A 15,012-nucleotide genomic window follows, 5' to 3' on the forward strand; every position below is an offset into this window, starting at 1 on the left:
TCCAATAAGAAAAATACGAGTCGCTTTTTCGGCTACTCGGAGAGCCTGCTTTGAAAGATTCTTAGTGTCCGGAACAAATGCTGAGATTCTCGAAAGTTTTCATGCCACCGGTCTGCACGTGATACCGATGTGTGTCCAAAGAAGTGACATTGGATGAAGCCAGCCCTGGCAGATCTCCGAAACGAAGTCAGGCTGCGCCGTTCGTAGCGGAGGAGATTTGCCGGGACCGGCAAATAACAGGTTTCTCAATATTCCCTCTATGAAAGCACATCGGTATGAGTCGTCACTGTTCGAGAGCTGCAAAGTGCATTGCGAGACACTTTCGAGCTCAGTAGCATTGATTGTGCCAAAACGTGCTTAGATGAAGTATGTGTAATTACTGAGGATTAAATCGAAGCAGGAGAGTCTGTTGGCGAGGAAATCAAAATCTTGTCGGGCTCAAACCAGTGAGGAGCTTGTTTTTCCGCTATTCATTCAATTTCCCTGAACTGCAATCCAGAGTTGCACTGCAACTCCTGGTTGCACTCAGTTCGAAATACGTCCGGCTTTACATTACATTTTCTCATGAGCTTCTGGAAGTGTTGGCGTTCGAGACCGCTTTCTCGAGCAGCCGCTGAGACATTCCCGTGATTTCGTGTTAGCGCGTCTACCAAATAGCGTCTGGTAAAATCTTCCAGAAGTTCGTCTCTCGCGACCCGAAACGGCTGACGGACCCCCGACGTATCCAGATGAGGGGTATTCACTTTTCCTTGTTCATCAAGAAAATCACTGAGTTGGAGCACATCCCCTTTGCAGAAAATCATCGCCTTTTGCATGGCATTGCGAAGCTGTCGGATATTTCCCGGCCACGGCTGAGTCATCAGGTGGTGCATTGCCTCTTCAGAAATAGATTTCGGCGGAATCCCGTATTCCAAAGCTGCTTGTTGTACGAACCTTTGGGCCAGTATAGGAATGTGCTGGGGAAATTCTCTCAAAGACGGCATAAAAACGGTCACAACGTTCAGTCTGTAAAAGAGGTCTTCTCGAAAAGATCCCTCAGCCATTTTTGCTTCGAGATCGCGATTTGTGGAAGCAATAATGCGTACGTCCACCAACTTTGAATGAGGGCTTCCCAGTGGCTTTATCTCTCGTTCCTGAATCAGCCTGAGGAGTTTGGTTTGCATTGCAGGAGTAATGTCACCGATTTCGTCAAGAAACAGCGTAGTGCCGTCGGCTTCATGAATCAGTCCTTCTTTATTTGTGCTTGCGCCGGTAAAAGCGCCCTTTGCGTATCCGAATAACTCGGATTCGAGCAAAGATTCGGGCACCGTGGGGCAATTCACGGTGACCATAGGGCGCTCTCCCCTCGGACTCAACATATGGATAGCCCGAGCAGCGAGTTCCTTCCCTGTGCCGGATTCACCTCTGATCAAGACTGTAACGTCAATTGCCGCTACTGTTCGAATTGTCCGGAGCACATGGGTCATTCCGGGATGGTCGGAAAGGAACGACTCGAGATCGGGCATACCCGTGAGCCGGCTCCGAAGACGAATATTTTCTCGAATAAGACTGTTTCGTTCCAAGGCTTTTTTGAGAATTCTGTTTATCTCATCAGGTTTAAACGGCTTTTGAACAAAATCGTAAGCCCCTTTCCTGATCGCATCCACAGCTATGTCGATAGATCCATATGCAGTCATAATTACTACGGTAACCCACGGATCCCTCGATTTTATCTCATCGAGCAGTTCAATGCCGTTCATGTCGGGCATCCGAATGTCCGTAAGAACCAGCTCGACAGGGTTCGTTTCCATCAGAGAGAGAGCATCGGCAGCTCGCCTGGCAGTGAGAACACGGCACGAGATCTCTTTGGGTATACTCCTGGCCAATCCCCTGAGAAAATCAGGTTCATCGTCAACGATGAGCAATGTGGGCGAGTCATTCATGAACGTCACATCGGTCATCGTATTCAAATCCCTTCCTCTTCTCCGGCATTGATACCTCGAATGTCGAACCTTCAGAGAGCTTACTCCGGACGGTAATGTCTCCTCCATGTTCTCTTATAATTCCATAACTTACCGACAGGCCGAGACCGGTACCTTCTCCCACTTTTTTTGTGGTGAAGAAAGGATCGAAGATCTTGTGAACGATTTCCGGGGGCATGCCTTCTCCGTTGTCTGCAATTGTCACGTACACAATGCCTTTTGCTTCATCCCGTGTTGTGGTCACCGAAATCAGACCTTTTCCATTCTTGAGAGACTGTTTGGCGTTTAACAGGAGATTCATCCAGACCTGCTGCAATTTACTCTCGTCAAAGTGAATCATGGGCAAGTCGGGATCGAAGGATTTTTCCAACTGAATTCCTTCTTTCGTGAACTGCTTTTCGAGAACTGAGATCACCCTTGCAATATTGTCATTGAGGTGACCGCGCACTCGCACGGTCTCTACGTTTCTTGAAAACGCTAGCAAGTCTTGTACCACTGACCTGCAGGTTTCGGCATGTCTTTCAATGACTTCAACATCGGTGCGGTGCTCGGATGTCGGAGGAAGGTCGTTTTTCAAGAGCTCTACATAAAAGAGTATCAGTCCGAGGGGATTGTTCAGTTCATGAGCGACCCCTGCCACCAATTGACCGAGAGAAGCGAGCTTTTCCGCCTGCATCATGTGCTGTTCCATCCGTTTGGTTTCCGTAATGGATTTGCAGTAGTGAACGACATTTTCCACATTACCCGTATTTTTGTTCAAAATAGGGTAGAAATGGGCGAGATACGTTTCGCCCTCCGGCAAAGATAGCTCTCCGAAAATCGGGATTTTCTCTCGAAGCGTCTTATCCAACAGGCAGCCTTTACATGGAGTATCCATACCGTGGATCAGCTCATAACATCGCGCTTCTGCCGAGGAAGCTCGTCGGCCGCTCATTGACGCAGAATTTGCCATAAGAACCTTAAGGTCGGGAGTTATAAGCATAAGTTTATCCGTAATGCCGTCGAAAATGGATCGCATCTTTTCGCGCTGCGAGATGGAATCCAAAAGAAGATCGCTCCTCTCTCGCATGAGATCGTTCAGTTTGTCTGCCATTTTATTAAAAGCTCGACAGACAGCTCCGATCTCATCCTGCTGCACATCGTTGATTCTGCGGCTCAGATCGCTCCCGTGGGAAACGAACTCGGAAAAGAATGTCTTGAGCAAAGCGATTCTGTTCACAACGAGTCTTCTGAAAAACGCCATAACCAGGAACAAGGCTACCATCATGGCGACTATTGCCGGTCCGACAATAGCGATGGCTCGCTGTCTCATCTGATTCATTGCGCTTTCCACAGGGAAAGACAATACATCCATCCCGGCTACATCCCCGACGTTTCTCCCGAATCCGCCATCTGCCCCATAAAGATCGAGGAGCCTTGCAGGAGCGTTATGATGTTGTCCATGACACCGGAGACATGCCGCTTCCATACGAATGGGAACCATTCGGACGAAGAACCGCTCGTTTTTGCGATTCGTGACCAAGCCTTGCCAATCCGTCAGGCTGGGGTCTTGTTGGAACCGCGACAGAATCTCAGCTTCAAATTTGTCGGCTTGATTCAAATGAGCGCGCGGCCTCACCGCCGCTCTTTTGTAATGGAATTCGGGGAAGGTCTTTTCGAACCGCTCCATTATTTGCCGAGACACATAACTAGTTGACATTGCTTCTAGTACAAATTCATCCCCGGGAATCAATGAAGAGACTTTGGGCCTCAGTATATCGGCAACGTACTTACGGGTGGCTTCAAGCTCGGCAAGAATGACTTCCGATTTCTCGTACACATTCCTGATGAGAGATGCTTCAAGCTGCTTATACAATCCGTACGAGAGCAAACCAGTGAATAGTCCCATTATTATGATGATGCCGACACCGAACTTGGTCTGCAAAGAAAAGCCGCGTGCGGTGGCTCCAAGAGGCTCGTCTTGAGCATTCATGGCTTCTCATCCTTCAAATCGCGGTAAAAGCTTTCTTTGCTTGTACCATGTTGAGATGGATTTGTAACCAGGCAGGCGGCCCAAGCGCGGATTCGTAAACGACTCGATCAAGATATGGTATTCGTTAAGACTTATGGTCCCGCCGGGCATGAGAAAATGCGTTTTTTCAAATGGCCCACCCGGATAAAATGTTGGAAGTCGAAAAGCGGGGATGTGTTGAAGTAGTGCAAGTCCGCAACCTTGATCCGAGCATTGTTGCTAACCCCCCTTTATAAAGGGGGAAATGGGGCATAAGCGTTAGAATGAGAGCATCCACTCTCAACGTTCCTGGTGGGGGTCGGCGTCTCTGCCGACCCATGTTGATGGAAAATGCTCGCGAACAGCTAGGAATCCACTATTCAGCAACTAGCTTATAGTCAGTGCCAAAAATTCTGTCGTTTATCCCTCGTGTGAATTACAGGATATTGGTAGGGACCGGCGTCCCTTGTATGTTTCTGTCCATGAAGTACTGAATCTCTGGAACCGGTACCGAGCTGAGGGGAGGGGCTGATACTGGATCAATGATACGAGGTACTTCAAAAAATAGGACTCTTGGTTGCCAAGATATAAGAGTCCTGATAGAGGGGGGATGCACGTCTGTCAGACTCTCTGCAGGAGTCGGGCAGAGGCACCGGTAGATCGTTCGTCCCTTGGTCCTCTGAGACTGCCCGGCAGCTGGATCACCGGAGGCCTTCGTGTAAAAAGCCCGAACAGTCGCCTGGACTCGTTGAGAAGTCCGTATCCACAAGGGTGGGATGTTACACATGCATGAAGAAGTTTTTGTTGGCATAGATATCTCTAAAGATCAGTTGGATGCGCATGTGCTGCCAAAAGGCATGCACACCACCGTCAAGAATGACACTCAAGGCATCGACTCGCTGATTGAGATCCTCCACGCAGAGACCCCCATGGTAATCGTGATGGAAGCCACCGGAGGCTACGAGATAACCGTTGCGGCCCAGTTAGGTCTCGCCGGCCTGCCGATCGCTGTCGTCAACCCTGGTCAGGTGCGGGACTTTGCTAAAGGCATCGGAAAACTCGCCAAGACAGACGCCATCGATGCTTATGTGCTGGCACGCTTTGCCCAAACGGTTAGGCCCATACCGAAGCCGCTGCCAACGGAGGACGAAAAGCAAATCAAGGAACTCGTAACACGTCGAAAGCAGCTTGTTGATTTGCGTGCATCAGAAAAGAATCGCCTCCATCGAGCCCGTTCCAATCGCGTGCAGCGCAGCATTCAAACGGTCATAGCAGCCCTAGATAAGGAAATCGAAGACATCGATAAAGATGTCGATGACCTTATCAGGAAATCGCCTCTGTGGCGTGAAACAGAGGAACTCCTCCGAACCTTCAAAGGCGTGGGCCCCATAACTGCCAGAGTGCTCATGGCAAAACTGCCCGAACTGGGACATGTCAGCCGTCATGAAATCAGTCGCCTCGTCGGCCTGGCGCCTCTCAACAAAGACAGCGGAAAGAAGAAAGGCAAGCGCGAGATTTCGGGTGGACGGGCGGATGTACGCTCAACCCTGTATATGGCTGCAGTCGCGGCCATAACGTCCAATGTAGTCATCAAGCCTTTCTATCAACGCCTCATTGAGGCTGGAAAACCTTTCAAGGTTGCCATCACGGCTTGTATGCGTAAGATGATCGTCATCCTAAACGCAATGCTCAAGAAAAAACAGCCTTTCCAGGTAGTTTTTCCTTGACAAGAAACACAGTCGCTGCCGGTCCATTCTATCGATATCATTGACCATATTTAAGATGTGCCGGCACGGAGGCACGGCACCTACCAATCTTCTTAATCTTCAATCGGTCACTAATTTTGGCAACTGATATAATCCTTGTCATTGCGAGGAGTGCAGCGACGTGACACGAAACCGGGAAACTGATAAGTGGTCTCAATTGCCGTTGTTTGTGACGAAAGCGTCATGCAATAAGCGCATGTTCTCTTCCATGACGGCCACGTAACTGACGTTCGCGGGTTCTGTGTCGTCGGCCATTGAAGAATCCATAGGATTCAGGACTACAAGATGGGCTCCGGCTGCATGAATTGCATCGAGGATGTTCTTGGCAGGCCTCCACTTGTGAATGACAACGCCGATCTTTCTGTCGCGGAGAAGACGGGTCAATTCCTGACAGTCCACGTCAGACCAATAAATTTCCGGTTTTGGTTCATAATCGAGAACATCGATCTGAAACTCGCCTGTGAGATAGATGAAATCCGGGCAAAGAGTCACCGCCTCCAGGACCTGCAATTCAGCAAATTTCGCGTTATAGGTGGAGCGAATCGAGAACAACGCGCGCTTCAGGCGTGCAAGGTTCTCATTGATCTTTGCTGATTCATCCGGTGCAATGCGAATCAGATCTTCGCTGATGATTTCTGCCATCCGAGTGGCGTTCGCAAGACTCAGCCATACGTAGGGAATCGATTTGGCGTCAGTGTTTTCGGATGTCTTCCTGGAAACATCGATGAGAGCTACACTTCGACGCTCAGGCTCCACGGGACAGCAAGCGTCGATCTCAACAAGGCGGATGTTCTGAGCCCGAAGTGCCGCAAATAAAGGGTCCTTCGACCAGACACTGCGGATCGTAATTGCTGCGGCCGATTGACTCGCTATCCGTTTAATTACAGGCGTATTCTCGCCCAAGTAGCGGGTTTGTGCGAACATCGGAACTCTCTCCGGAAAGACGGAAACCACTCTTATCTCGGTTCCTTTGCAGAGTTCGCAAGTGATGGAATATGTTGCCTGCAGTCCGGTCAAGACCTGTATGGGCCGGGTGTTTTCAGGAGGAGCAGTCGGTTTTTCGGTACAGACGTGAGCACGTGTACGCAGGTCGTCCTCTGGCGAAAAGCTCGTAAGCGACGAAGCCGGCATGCCCAACAAGACTGCCGCGAACACGCCACCGGTGAACAGGACCATGAGGAAGATGACGTGTGCAGAAATGCTTCTCAACAATATCCCTTAATCGATTTTCGCCAGAAGCGGTTGAATGGCAGCAGAAATAAGGAAGAATACTGCCCCCACGATTATGATCGCACCGCCTGAAGGAACAGGAAGCCGCAATTGCATTGGAAGAAAAATGCCGATCAGACAACTCAGAGTGGCTATAACAACACTGCTGAAGAAAAAGCCCCTGACCGATCCGCTTATATTTCTCGCCGCAGCCGCAGGGATGAGGAGAAGGGCCTCGACGAGGACCGCTCCGATGATCTTCACCGACGCCACGGTAATTATCGTTATCATGAAGATGAACACGTAATCGAGGAACACTGGATGAACATTCCGCACTCTGGCGAGGCTCGGGTTGAAACTCACCAGAAGCATTCGGTTGTAACTCCGGAATCCGAGGAGTACACACAGAACTGAGATGACTACCAGGATTGCCATATCCACATTATCAACGGTCAGGATTGACCCGAACAGGACTTGATCGAGCACGTGCATGTTGACCTTGCCGGTCACGAAGAGCAAGAGACAGGCGCCCACTGCTATCGATATGGAGAGATAGACCCCGATCAACGTGTCACTGGCTATCTTCGTTCGATTACGTGTGAAGTTCATGACCAGTCCGAAGAGTATGCAAAACCCGAAGAGAGATACGTATGGCGACGTGTACGGTTCACCAAGCAAGATTCCGAGTGCAACACCGGTAAGCGCTGCCTGTCCCACGGCTTGCGAGAAGAAAGCTAATCGTTTGATGACGACAATGGTTCCAATGCCCCCTAGCAGCGGACCGATCAACATTGCACAAAGAAGAGCGTTCACCACGAACGCGTATTTAAGCGATTCGGGAAGCCATCCCGCCTCTGCCGCTTGGGCACAGGCCGCTCGCAATATCTCCAGCCATTCGATCATACCGGGGTCTCCGTTGCAGAGTGAGCCGAGAAAACGTCGAGTATGCGTTCCTCGGTCAGCACTTCCGCAGGCTTACCGGAGAATATGGAGCGACGATTTACACACGTGACCCAGTCGGCTGTTTCTCGCACTTCTCTGAGATTGTGGTGCACCCACACAATGGTAACGCCCTGTTCTTTCAGCTCGCGCACAATGCGTTGAAATATCTCCGCACCGGTCTTGTCCATTCCCGAAGTCGGCTCATCAAGTATGAGAAGATTCGGGGCAGGCAGAAGAGCCTGCGCCAGTATTACCCGTTGGCGTTCACCACCGGAGAGTTCCCCCATGAGGCGATTGCGTTTCTCACCCATTCCCACTCGGTCAAGCAATGGTGCAAATGCATTGCGCATGGCTCTTCCCGCTCCGAGAAACGCTGGTCGATCCTGGCACAGGATAGCCATCAGATCGTTTACCGTAATGGGCAAGTTCTGGTCGAAATCTAACATTTGGGGGACGTACCCGATGGTTCTTCCTTCTCCCCAATGAATCTCTATGCAGCCTGTGTGCGTAGTTTCACCCAGGAGCGATTTGATCGTGGAAGTCTTGCCTCCGCCATTGGGGCCGATCAAAGCATGGAGAGTCCCCGGTGCAACTGTGAAGTTCAGATCCGAAAGCACTTCAGTGTTGCCGTACCGCAAGGAGACATTATGAAAGACGATTGACGGACCGCTCATGTGCTCTCACCGTTGGTCAATGATGTGCTCCTTGCCGTGCGCCTCGAGTAAGGCGTTTGTCAGGTTTTCCAGGTTTCGGCGCATTCCCTTTTCGAATGCATCCGGTTCATATTCCCCTGCGGTGAGGTGGGAAAGGTAACGTACGCGGATCCCTGTTTCCTTCTGGATGGTCTCGATCACCTTGTCAGGAAAATCCATCTCCGTGAAAACGACATTGATGTGATGCTCTTTGATCTCGGCAATAGTCTCCGCAAGTTCGATGGCGGTGGGTTTGAGACCGTGCTTTGGTTCTATTACTGCCGCGACCTGGAGTCCAAAATCCTGGAGCAGATAATCGTAACCTCCGTGCAGAGTTGCGCAACGGAATTCCAGGTCGGGCAGATTTGCCAGTCTCTTCATGTAATCTGCTTTCATCTTTCTCAAGCGATGTGCATAAGCACGGGCATTATTTCGATAGAATGCTGCATTTGCGGGATCGATATTGCCCAGTTCTTTTGCGATATTGTAGACTTGCTCGATGGATGCAGTTATGCTCACGAAGGTATGGGGATTGACAATCTTTTCGCGTTCGTTTGAACCCGCGATGGGGATCATTGCCACCCCCTTGTTCGCATAGATGAGCGGCAGCTTCCCATCCAGTCCCGCAGCCTTGAGAATTTCGAAAGCAAATTCGTCATGGCCGACACCGTTGACCACAAGCGCATCCAGTTTGGTTTCAGGATTGACAAGGCGCTTTATGTCTTCCGGCTGAGGCCGATAATTGTGCGGATTGAAGCCCGGCTGAATGAGGGGTACCACTTCCGCTTTGTCCCCGACAATATTTGCTACGTAGCTGTAATAGGGGTGGAGCGTCACGCCAATACGGAGGAGTCGCATGCTTGGCTCACCGGTCGCGACGTTCTCTTCGGCAGTGGACAGAACAGGCGCAAGTATCAGGACAGCAATCAACAAGAGGCGCTTCACTGCTTGATTCCTTTCAATCGACGTACCTCATCCTCTCCCTGGTACGCGACAATTTCCTTCCAGCCAGTCTGCACAAGCGAATTCCAGTTGACATCTGTGGGCGATTCAGGCCGGCCGGGATGATGCCAGACCCGGTAAGGTGGACCGTCCTGGTCGACTTGCCTGTGGTGATGGATCTCCAGAAGAAACGATCCGGTCGTTCCCGAATCGGATCGCAAACCCAAATAGATAATCCTGTCCAGGCCACGTTCATCCTCCAAACGATCGCTCCACTCGATCTTGCCCCGGTTGCGCCAGGCTTTGTCCTGCGTAAAAGGAGCGATACCTTCCGCCTGCAAGGTGTCAACTCGGGGCCAAGTACCATTTTGATCGAGGTAGGCCTGATGAACTTCTTCTGCAGCGACCCGCAAATCTCCAAAGAGTCCCTGCTCGGCAGTATTGAGATCTCGAAATGCGCCTACTTGCCATGCCTCCAAGCCGACTCTTTCTTCATGATGCGATCGACAGTGAATAAGACCTGCCCATGCAACAACAATCACCAGCAGAGCTATCAGAAGGCCGTATTTTTCGCCTCTGGCGTTGGCAGGACGAACTATTTCGATGTTCGGCTTTTTCATGTTGGATCTTTGGTCGAATTTTTTGTGTCGTCGCTATATATCCACAAAGCGATCCAGCGATCTATTAAACAATAGATGACTCGCAATTTATTAGTCATGTCTACTTCTACTCGACGGGCTGAATTTCTGTCAAGTTATTTTTTGCGGGGGAACCATTAATATTCCCGGGCGAGATGCAGAGAAGCCGAACTTAACCAGCCGGTATTATGGAATAACGATAATTGTCAACGAACAGAAGTTTTGCTCGGGACGAACAACTCAGATATGAGCTATACCATTTCACTAATAAATGAGTTGAACCGGGAGGTTCGGCGCCCCATGGTGAGCCGGTAGTGGGCGGCTTCCGTGCCGCCGAGATTAATTTTATAAGAGCGATTTCTTATTCCTCGGTTCGAAGTGAAAAACCGCCGAGAGTAATGAACTCAATCGGCGGTTTGTTTTGGCTTGATACGCTTATCAGGTCAGTATTCAATGTCTGCCCGTTCTAAATTCGGTTGATGGTCGCCTGAGAGGAGAAACTGATTGACAGTCAAATTGATGAATAGTCCTCATTGATCTTTTTGCCATGATCCTCGATTAACTGTGAGTTATGGTTTGCAGACAATCTTGCTATCTGTCAGTAGCTCCTTTAGTAGTTCAAGCGATTCGTGAGCCATACGGGCTCCAACTGATTTGAACCCCCCAGTGTCCAGAGGATGTATTTCTTTCTTGGGATAGATTTTCTTCATGTAATCGTCAAACGAGGTATATTCCTCAATCGTATTTTGTTCTTTCATTTTGGTTACTCCATTTGGTTAGAATGTCACTGAAATAGGTGCTATAGTGCCGAAGATTTAAGTGAGGTTCAAAATAAGACTTCCGTTTGACCCAAACGAACCCGTCTCCTTTTGATATTACAGCCACATCTACAGGCCCTCCAACTGTCTCAGCATCAAGGGTGAATTTTCTTTTGATAGAGGTTAAGTTCACCAAGGATTCTGCCATAGAAGCCAATTCGTCCTTCGGCAATACTGCTGTAGCTTGAATTACCGGATTGATGTATCGCTCGCGCAAAACTTGTCCGACTCTCTGGATAAATCGTGTCGATACTTCAGCGCCAGCCTTTCTTAACTCAGTCAGAATGTCTGACTTTGCACTATCTGGTAAACCATCGATTTTGGAAACAACAATTTCTGGGTATTCTTCAAACACCTCAGTCACGTAATCATAAATGTCTTCTCTTAATGTTGGTTCGATTCCTTCCATAAAAGTTCCAACCATTTCTCCTTGGGCAAAAGGAACTAAGGTAACACGATTCTGAGGGGAGATTTGTGAGCACTGAGTAATTCGCAGTTTAAGTTTGTGATCAATGAGTCCCTCTATCATGCATGAGCACAGCGAAGGAAAGGTCTCTTTCTCTCCGAAACCAGCTATTACAACCCCTGTGTAGGCCGATCCAAAATAATTCTTGGCAAATAGCATGCCCGCTATTTCTTTGAGTTGACTGAGAGTTTTGAGCGATAGAGAATGATTACCAAGAACCTCTTTTAAAAGGGCGTCAAGATTATCCTCCTGTTGCCAGATGAAATCCTCAAGATGAAAGGGACTCCAATCAGGCACAAAATCAAACGATTTCCACTCTTGATGATGTTCGGCAACAATTTGTTCAACAAGTTTGTTTATCTCTGTTTGACTGATTTTATTCTGTGTATCGAAGACTTTCTTTACTTCTTCATTAATATCTCCCTTGATTAGCTCAAAGTAGCTTCGAACAGCACTATCAACATAATCCTGTTGTTGCTGTCTATTGAACAAATCTTCCGCATTACGCAAATATAGAAGAAAATGATCAAAATATTCTTTAAGGGTTGCAAAGCTTTCATTAATAGCAATATCTCTGTAAATTTTAATGATAGATTCCCACGGAACCCCGAGAAAATCGGCATAATTATAAAACATTACTCCAACAGGTTGAGTCTTTGATAATGCGAAGAGCTTGTTAACAGAACTGTAAATTTTGCTTCCGCTCGTTACGGCGCTATCAGCAGCAAGGGCTACAGCACTCTTATTCATGATGACGATTTCAGCGGTCATTGATTCTGCCGACTTCCAGAGTGAGATTGAAGGGACAATTCTTCCAGGATACAAAAAGATAACTATATTATCGTGCAATTAGCGGGATTGTCAAGCAGTCGTTCACAAACCCAGATATAAATCTGTGAGCCTCTTTAACACATCGCGCGCTTTTGTCAATGGTGTGGCACGATGTTTGAAAATCGTGTTCGGTTCACGTGTGATGTGAAGTGCATATTTTTGCTTGCAGAATTCTGTACGGCAGGCCCATGTTCCGGAACCGGAATCTGGATTCAAAACAGCATGGTGTTGAACCCAAATTCACATGGGTGCGAGCAGACAGGGTGAAAACCGGACCGTAAACCTGCCGTGTCAGACGTCCGACATATCTCGAACCTCGCCTCAGGTGAGTAGATCGATGAAAGCCGGCAAACGTGGATACAGGCGCCCCCACATGTCAAGTTTCTTCCGGAAAAGGATAAACGAAAGCCTTACCCATTATCATGAAAAGAACAAGACAGTCTGTTTGGGAAATTGCCACTATTTCTCTCACAAATGTCAAATATTCAAATCAATGGCGGTTGCCGCGAAAGTGAGGTGTGCGCTTTACGATGGAAATGGGAAATCCCGTATCCGGGACTCAACACATCAGTCTTCGTCATCCCTGGTGAGTTTGTAAAAAACCGAGATGACAGGGTTGTGGTTTTAAACAGAGTCGCTCTATCTGTAATAGAAGAGGTGAGAGGGGATCATCCTGAGTTCGTATTCTCGTACAAGGGAAGACAGGTGAAGAAAATGTATGGTCGCGCGTGGCGTAAAGCGAGACAAAAAGTTGGACTATCTGAGTGTCGCGTTCACGACCTGAAACACACTTTCGGCCGTCGTCTCCGGGGGGCCGATGTTCCAGAGGAAGATCGCAAGGATTTGATGGGACATAAGCACGGTCGTAGCATCACAACTCATTATTCAATGGCAGAGATTACGAAGCTCATAGCTTATGCCAACAGGGTTTGCGACGATGAGCGTCACAAATCTGACACAATAGTTTTCTTAGAAAAAAGAAAACGCCAAGCTAATGGAGCTTAACTTGGCGAATCCATTATGTTTTTCCTGGTGGAGCTGGACGGGATCGAACCGACGACCTCTTGAATGCCATTCAAGCGCTCTCCCAACTGAGCTACAGCCCCAGAGCTTTTTAGTTTACCAATAGGACATCGGCCTTGTCAATTCCTTTTACGCTTTTCCTTTTCAATCTTCTCTCACGCTCGAAACAGCCGCTATCCGTTGAGATTGAGCGTGAATCCCAGGATTTCCAATGGATCCGAAACCCTGATCACTGTATTCGGCGGTTCGGACACAACGTCTTCCTGCTTCACGCGATGCATCACGGCCTGGAGCTCCTGCACAGTAATGGTTTTCTTTTCCTTCAAATCATCAAGATCGGAAATTCGCCTCATCGAGAAGAAGACGAATATCATGTCGCCACGATTCGCAGAATCGAAAACGAACCCTTTTTTCTGGGCTATGGGAATCTCTATTGCTTCATGAGCCGCAACTTTTCCGCCTGTATCGCTCACTGAAGGCGGTTCCTCCGGTTTTGCCTGTCTTGCGCGTCTGCCTGCCGGCGGCTTTGGTTTGGCAGGTTTGGCCGGATACAGGAGAGTGACAGCCTTGAGTCCCTGGCGAAACACATACAGGTATCCGTCCGCATTCGTTTCGAATCTCATTTTGTATTCGTCGCCCTTATTCAGCTCCGTGTTGAAGGGGGCCGGCGGGCCGAATTCTTTCGTTCCCTTACTCTTGATCAGAAGCTTACTGCTCACACCGATGATGGGATATGGAATGACAATCTTTTCGCCGGGCACAACAGCACCGCGGATTTCGTTATATTCGCCGAGCGGACCTGCAAGCGCTTTGTCTCCCATTTTGGCTTCAGCAATAGATTCCAGAGTGTCTCCTTCTTTCACCGTGTACACTTCGGTGTTGAGTTCCGGTTCATCCTTGCGTACGGGTGAAAGCTCATTCCAGGGAAACTTTGCAAAGTGCTCCGCTTTGACTTTGAATGGCGGCTTGATCTTTGTTTCAACAGGCGGGAGCGGCGGGGGCACATCCGGTTTCTGTAAATAGGCACAGCTCGTGATCAGCCCCAGAGTAAGTATGAGGCAGCAGGCAATAAAGCTTCGTTTCATAAAATCCTCCTGAGTAGGCTATACCGCCCGAACTCACTTGGCGATCGCGGGGGGAGCACTCGGTGCCTTCTGTGAAGGAGCAGTTTCTCGCTGAGGCAGCACAGAACCGGGCTCCTGGGTGCCCTTCCATTTGGTTATGAGTGATTGCATCCGATCTTTTGCCTGCTTCGGGGCATAATCCATGCCCCTCACGGCAAGCTGATCAACCGGCCCAATAAGTTTCGACGTCTTAACGAGCGGCCAATCCGGGATTCCAATAAGAATGGCCTGGACCACAGCCGCTGAAATAAGCAAACCGCCGGCAAGCCCCATTGCAGCGCCACATACCCGGTCTAACCAGGTCAGCCTGGTGAGATCGAGCAGCGCGTCCAAAATCCAGCGGAGTATCACAAATACGATCTGAACAAGCACGAAAATGATAACCATGGAGAGAATCATGGAAATATGAGGGTCCAGCGACGAGACCTTACTGAGATATGGCTGAATGACCGTATGATATCTCATTGCCCCCAGCACTCCGATTGCTAGACTGGCAAGAGCTGTAAGTGACCGTATAAACCCTTTCCACAAACCAAGGGCAACGGTGACCAGGAGCGTGCAGAGTATGCAGATATCTATAATATTGTAGGATTCCAAAGCATTCATTGTC

13 protein-coding genes and 1 tRNA gene are annotated in these 15,012 nt (G+C 49.1%); 2 read left to right on the forward strand and 12 right to left on the reverse strand.

Translation table 11 applies throughout. The features are described from left to right. Positions 1 to 470: 470 nt before the first annotated feature. Together DESTI_RS23690 and DESTI_RS29370 are read right to left on the reverse strand one after the other, a co-directional pair. Positions 471 to 1,940 carry a sigma-54-dependent transcriptional regulator gene (locus DESTI_RS23690; RefSeq protein WP_014812508.1) on the reverse strand — a complete coding sequence of 490 codons (1,470 nt, stop codon included), beginning with the start codon at positions 1,938 to 1,940 and terminating at the stop codon, positions 471 to 473. Next, entirely contained in the window at positions 1,915 to 3,933 is a 2,019-nt protein-coding gene (locus tag DESTI_RS29370) for a c-type heme family protein (RefSeq protein WP_014812509.1), read from the reverse strand. The genes DESTI_RS23690 and DESTI_RS29370 overlap by 26 nt, the downstream gene beginning before the upstream one ends. A gap of 803 nt (positions 3,934 to 4,736) precedes the next feature. On the opposite strand from DESTI_RS29370, the gene DESTI_RS23700 reads away from it, so the two are divergent. Continuing rightward, complete coding sequence (locus tag DESTI_RS23700; protein WP_014809154.1) at positions 4,737 to 5,678, forward strand: IS110 family RNA-guided transposase; 942 nt, start codon at positions 4,737 to 4,739, stop codon at positions 5,676 to 5,678. Between the two features lie 192 nt (positions 5,679 to 5,870). On the opposite strand, the gene DESTI_RS23705 is transcribed toward DESTI_RS23700, so the two are convergent. The 7 genes from DESTI_RS23705 to DESTI_RS29380 form a co-directional block, all read right to left on the reverse strand. Further along, positions 5,871 to 6,926 carry a metal ABC transporter solute-binding protein, Zn/Mn family gene (locus DESTI_RS23705; RefSeq protein ID WP_157212255.1) on the reverse strand — a complete coding sequence of 352 codons (1,056 nt, stop codon included), beginning with the start codon at positions 6,924 to 6,926 and terminating at the stop codon, positions 5,871 to 5,873. Between the two features lie 9 nt (positions 6,927 to 6,935). Next, on the reverse strand, positions 6,936 to 7,829 hold the full coding sequence (locus DESTI_RS23710) for a metal ABC transporter permease (RefSeq protein WP_014812511.1): 894 nt from the start codon (positions 7,827 to 7,829) through the stop codon (positions 6,936 to 6,938). Then, a complete protein-coding gene (locus tag DESTI_RS23715) occupies positions 7,826 to 8,542 on the reverse strand; it encodes a metal ABC transporter ATP-binding protein (protein WP_014812512.1) in 717 nt (238 codons plus the stop codon). Before DESTI_RS23715 ends, DESTI_RS23710 begins: the two co-directional genes overlap by 4 nt. A gap of 6 nt (positions 8,543 to 8,548) precedes the next feature. Beyond that, positions 8,549 to 9,505, reverse strand: coding sequence for a metal ABC transporter solute-binding protein, Zn/Mn family (locus DESTI_RS23720; RefSeq protein ID WP_014812513.1), 957 nt, complete (start codon positions 9,503 to 9,505; stop codon positions 8,549 to 8,551). Next, positions 9,502 to 10,122, reverse strand: a complete 621-nt coding sequence (locus DESTI_RS29375) for a DUF6162 family protein (RefSeq protein ID WP_014812514.1) — start codon at positions 10,120 to 10,122, stop codon at positions 9,502 to 9,504. The genes DESTI_RS23720 and DESTI_RS29375 overlap by 4 nt, the downstream gene beginning before the upstream one ends. A gap of 587 nt (positions 10,123 to 10,709) precedes the next feature. Then, positions 10,710 to 10,898 carry a hypothetical protein gene (locus DESTI_RS23730; RefSeq protein ID WP_014812515.1) on the reverse strand — a complete coding sequence of 63 codons (189 nt, stop codon included), beginning with the start codon at positions 10,896 to 10,898 and terminating at the stop codon, positions 10,710 to 10,712. After that, positions 10,876 to 12,195: a hypothetical protein gene (locus tag DESTI_RS29380; protein WP_014812516.1), complete on the reverse strand. Its 1,320-nt coding sequence runs from the start codon at positions 12,193 to 12,195 to the stop codon at positions 10,876 to 10,878. The genes DESTI_RS23730 and DESTI_RS29380 overlap by 23 nt, the downstream gene beginning before the upstream one ends. A 534-nt stretch (positions 12,196 to 12,729) precedes the next feature. Between DESTI_RS29380 and DESTI_RS31835 the strand changes: the two genes are divergently transcribed. Next, complete coding sequence (locus DESTI_RS31835) at positions 12,730 to 13,260, forward strand: tyrosine-type recombinase/integrase (RefSeq protein ID WP_052316097.1); 531 nt, start codon at positions 12,730 to 12,732, stop codon at positions 13,258 to 13,260. 25 nt (positions 13,261 to 13,285) lie between these two features. On the opposite strand, the gene DESTI_RS23745 is transcribed toward DESTI_RS31835, so the two are convergent. The 3 genes from DESTI_RS23745 to DESTI_RS23755 form a co-directional block, all read right to left on the reverse strand. After that, a tRNA-Ala gene (locus tag DESTI_RS23745) sits at positions 13,286 to 13,361 on the reverse strand. 90 nt (positions 13,362 to 13,451) lie between these two features. Continuing rightward, positions 13,452 to 14,363 carry a LysM peptidoglycan-binding domain-containing protein gene (locus DESTI_RS23750; RefSeq protein WP_014812517.1) on the reverse strand — a complete coding sequence of 304 codons (912 nt, stop codon included), beginning with the start codon at positions 14,361 to 14,363 and terminating at the stop codon, positions 13,452 to 13,454. 33 nt (positions 14,364 to 14,396) lie between these two features. Continuing rightward, positions 14,397 to 15,008 carry a CvpA family protein gene (locus DESTI_RS23755; RefSeq protein WP_014812518.1) on the reverse strand — a complete coding sequence of 204 codons (612 nt, stop codon included), beginning with the start codon at positions 15,006 to 15,008 and terminating at the stop codon, positions 14,397 to 14,399. Positions 15,009 to 15,012 lie beyond the last annotated feature (4 nt).

Origin of the sequence: Desulfomonile tiedjei DSM 6799 (genome assembly GCF_000266945.1) — a bacterium.
GTDB classification, from domain to species: Bacteria; Desulfobacterota; Desulfomonilia; order Desulfomonilales; family Desulfomonilaceae; genus Desulfomonile; species Desulfomonile tiedjei.

What these genes read in the sequence shown, in the direction of transcription:
- DESTI_RS23710 (WP_014812511.1), bottom strand. Translation starts at nt 7,829, where the DNA reads ATGATCGAATGGCTGGAGATATTGCGAGCGGCCTGTGCCCAAGCGGCA.
- DESTI_RS23750 (WP_014812517.1), bottom strand. Translation starts at nt 14,363, where the DNA reads ATGAAACGAAGCTTTATTGCCTGCTGCCTCATACTTACTCTGGGGCTG.
- DESTI_RS29375 (WP_014812514.1), bottom strand. Translation starts at nt 10,122, where the DNA reads ATGAAAAAGCCGAACATCGAAATAGTTCGTCCTGCCAACGCCAGAGGC.
- DESTI_RS29380 (WP_014812516.1), bottom strand. Translation starts at nt 12,195, where the DNA reads ATGACCGCTGAAATCGTCATCATGAATAAGAGTGCTGTAGCCCTTGCT.
- DESTI_RS31835 (WP_052316097.1), top strand. Translation starts at nt 12,730, where the DNA reads ATGTCAAATATTCAAATCAATGGCGGTTGCCGCGAAAGTGAGGTGTGC.
- DESTI_RS23690 (WP_014812508.1), bottom strand. Translation starts at nt 1,940, where the DNA reads ATGACCGATGTGACGTTCATGAATGACTCGCCCACATTGCTCATCGTT.
- DESTI_RS29370 (WP_014812509.1), bottom strand. Translation starts at nt 3,933, where the DNA reads ATGAATGCTCAAGACGAGCCTCTTGGAGCCACCGCACGCGGCTTTTCT.
- DESTI_RS23730 (WP_014812515.1), bottom strand. Translation starts at nt 10,898, where the DNA reads ATGAAAGAACAAAATACGATTGAGGAATATACCTCGTTTGACGATTAC.
- DESTI_RS23700 (WP_014809154.1), top strand. Translation starts at nt 4,737, where the DNA reads ATGCATGAAGAAGTTTTTGTTGGCATAGATATCTCTAAAGATCAGTTG.
- DESTI_RS23715 (WP_014812512.1), bottom strand. Translation starts at nt 8,542, where the DNA reads ATGAGCGGTCCGTCAATCGTCTTTCATAATGTCTCCTTGCGGTACGGC.
- DESTI_RS23755 (WP_014812518.1), bottom strand. Translation starts at nt 15,008, where the DNA reads ATGAATGCTTTGGAATCCTACAATATTATAGATATCTGCATACTCTGC.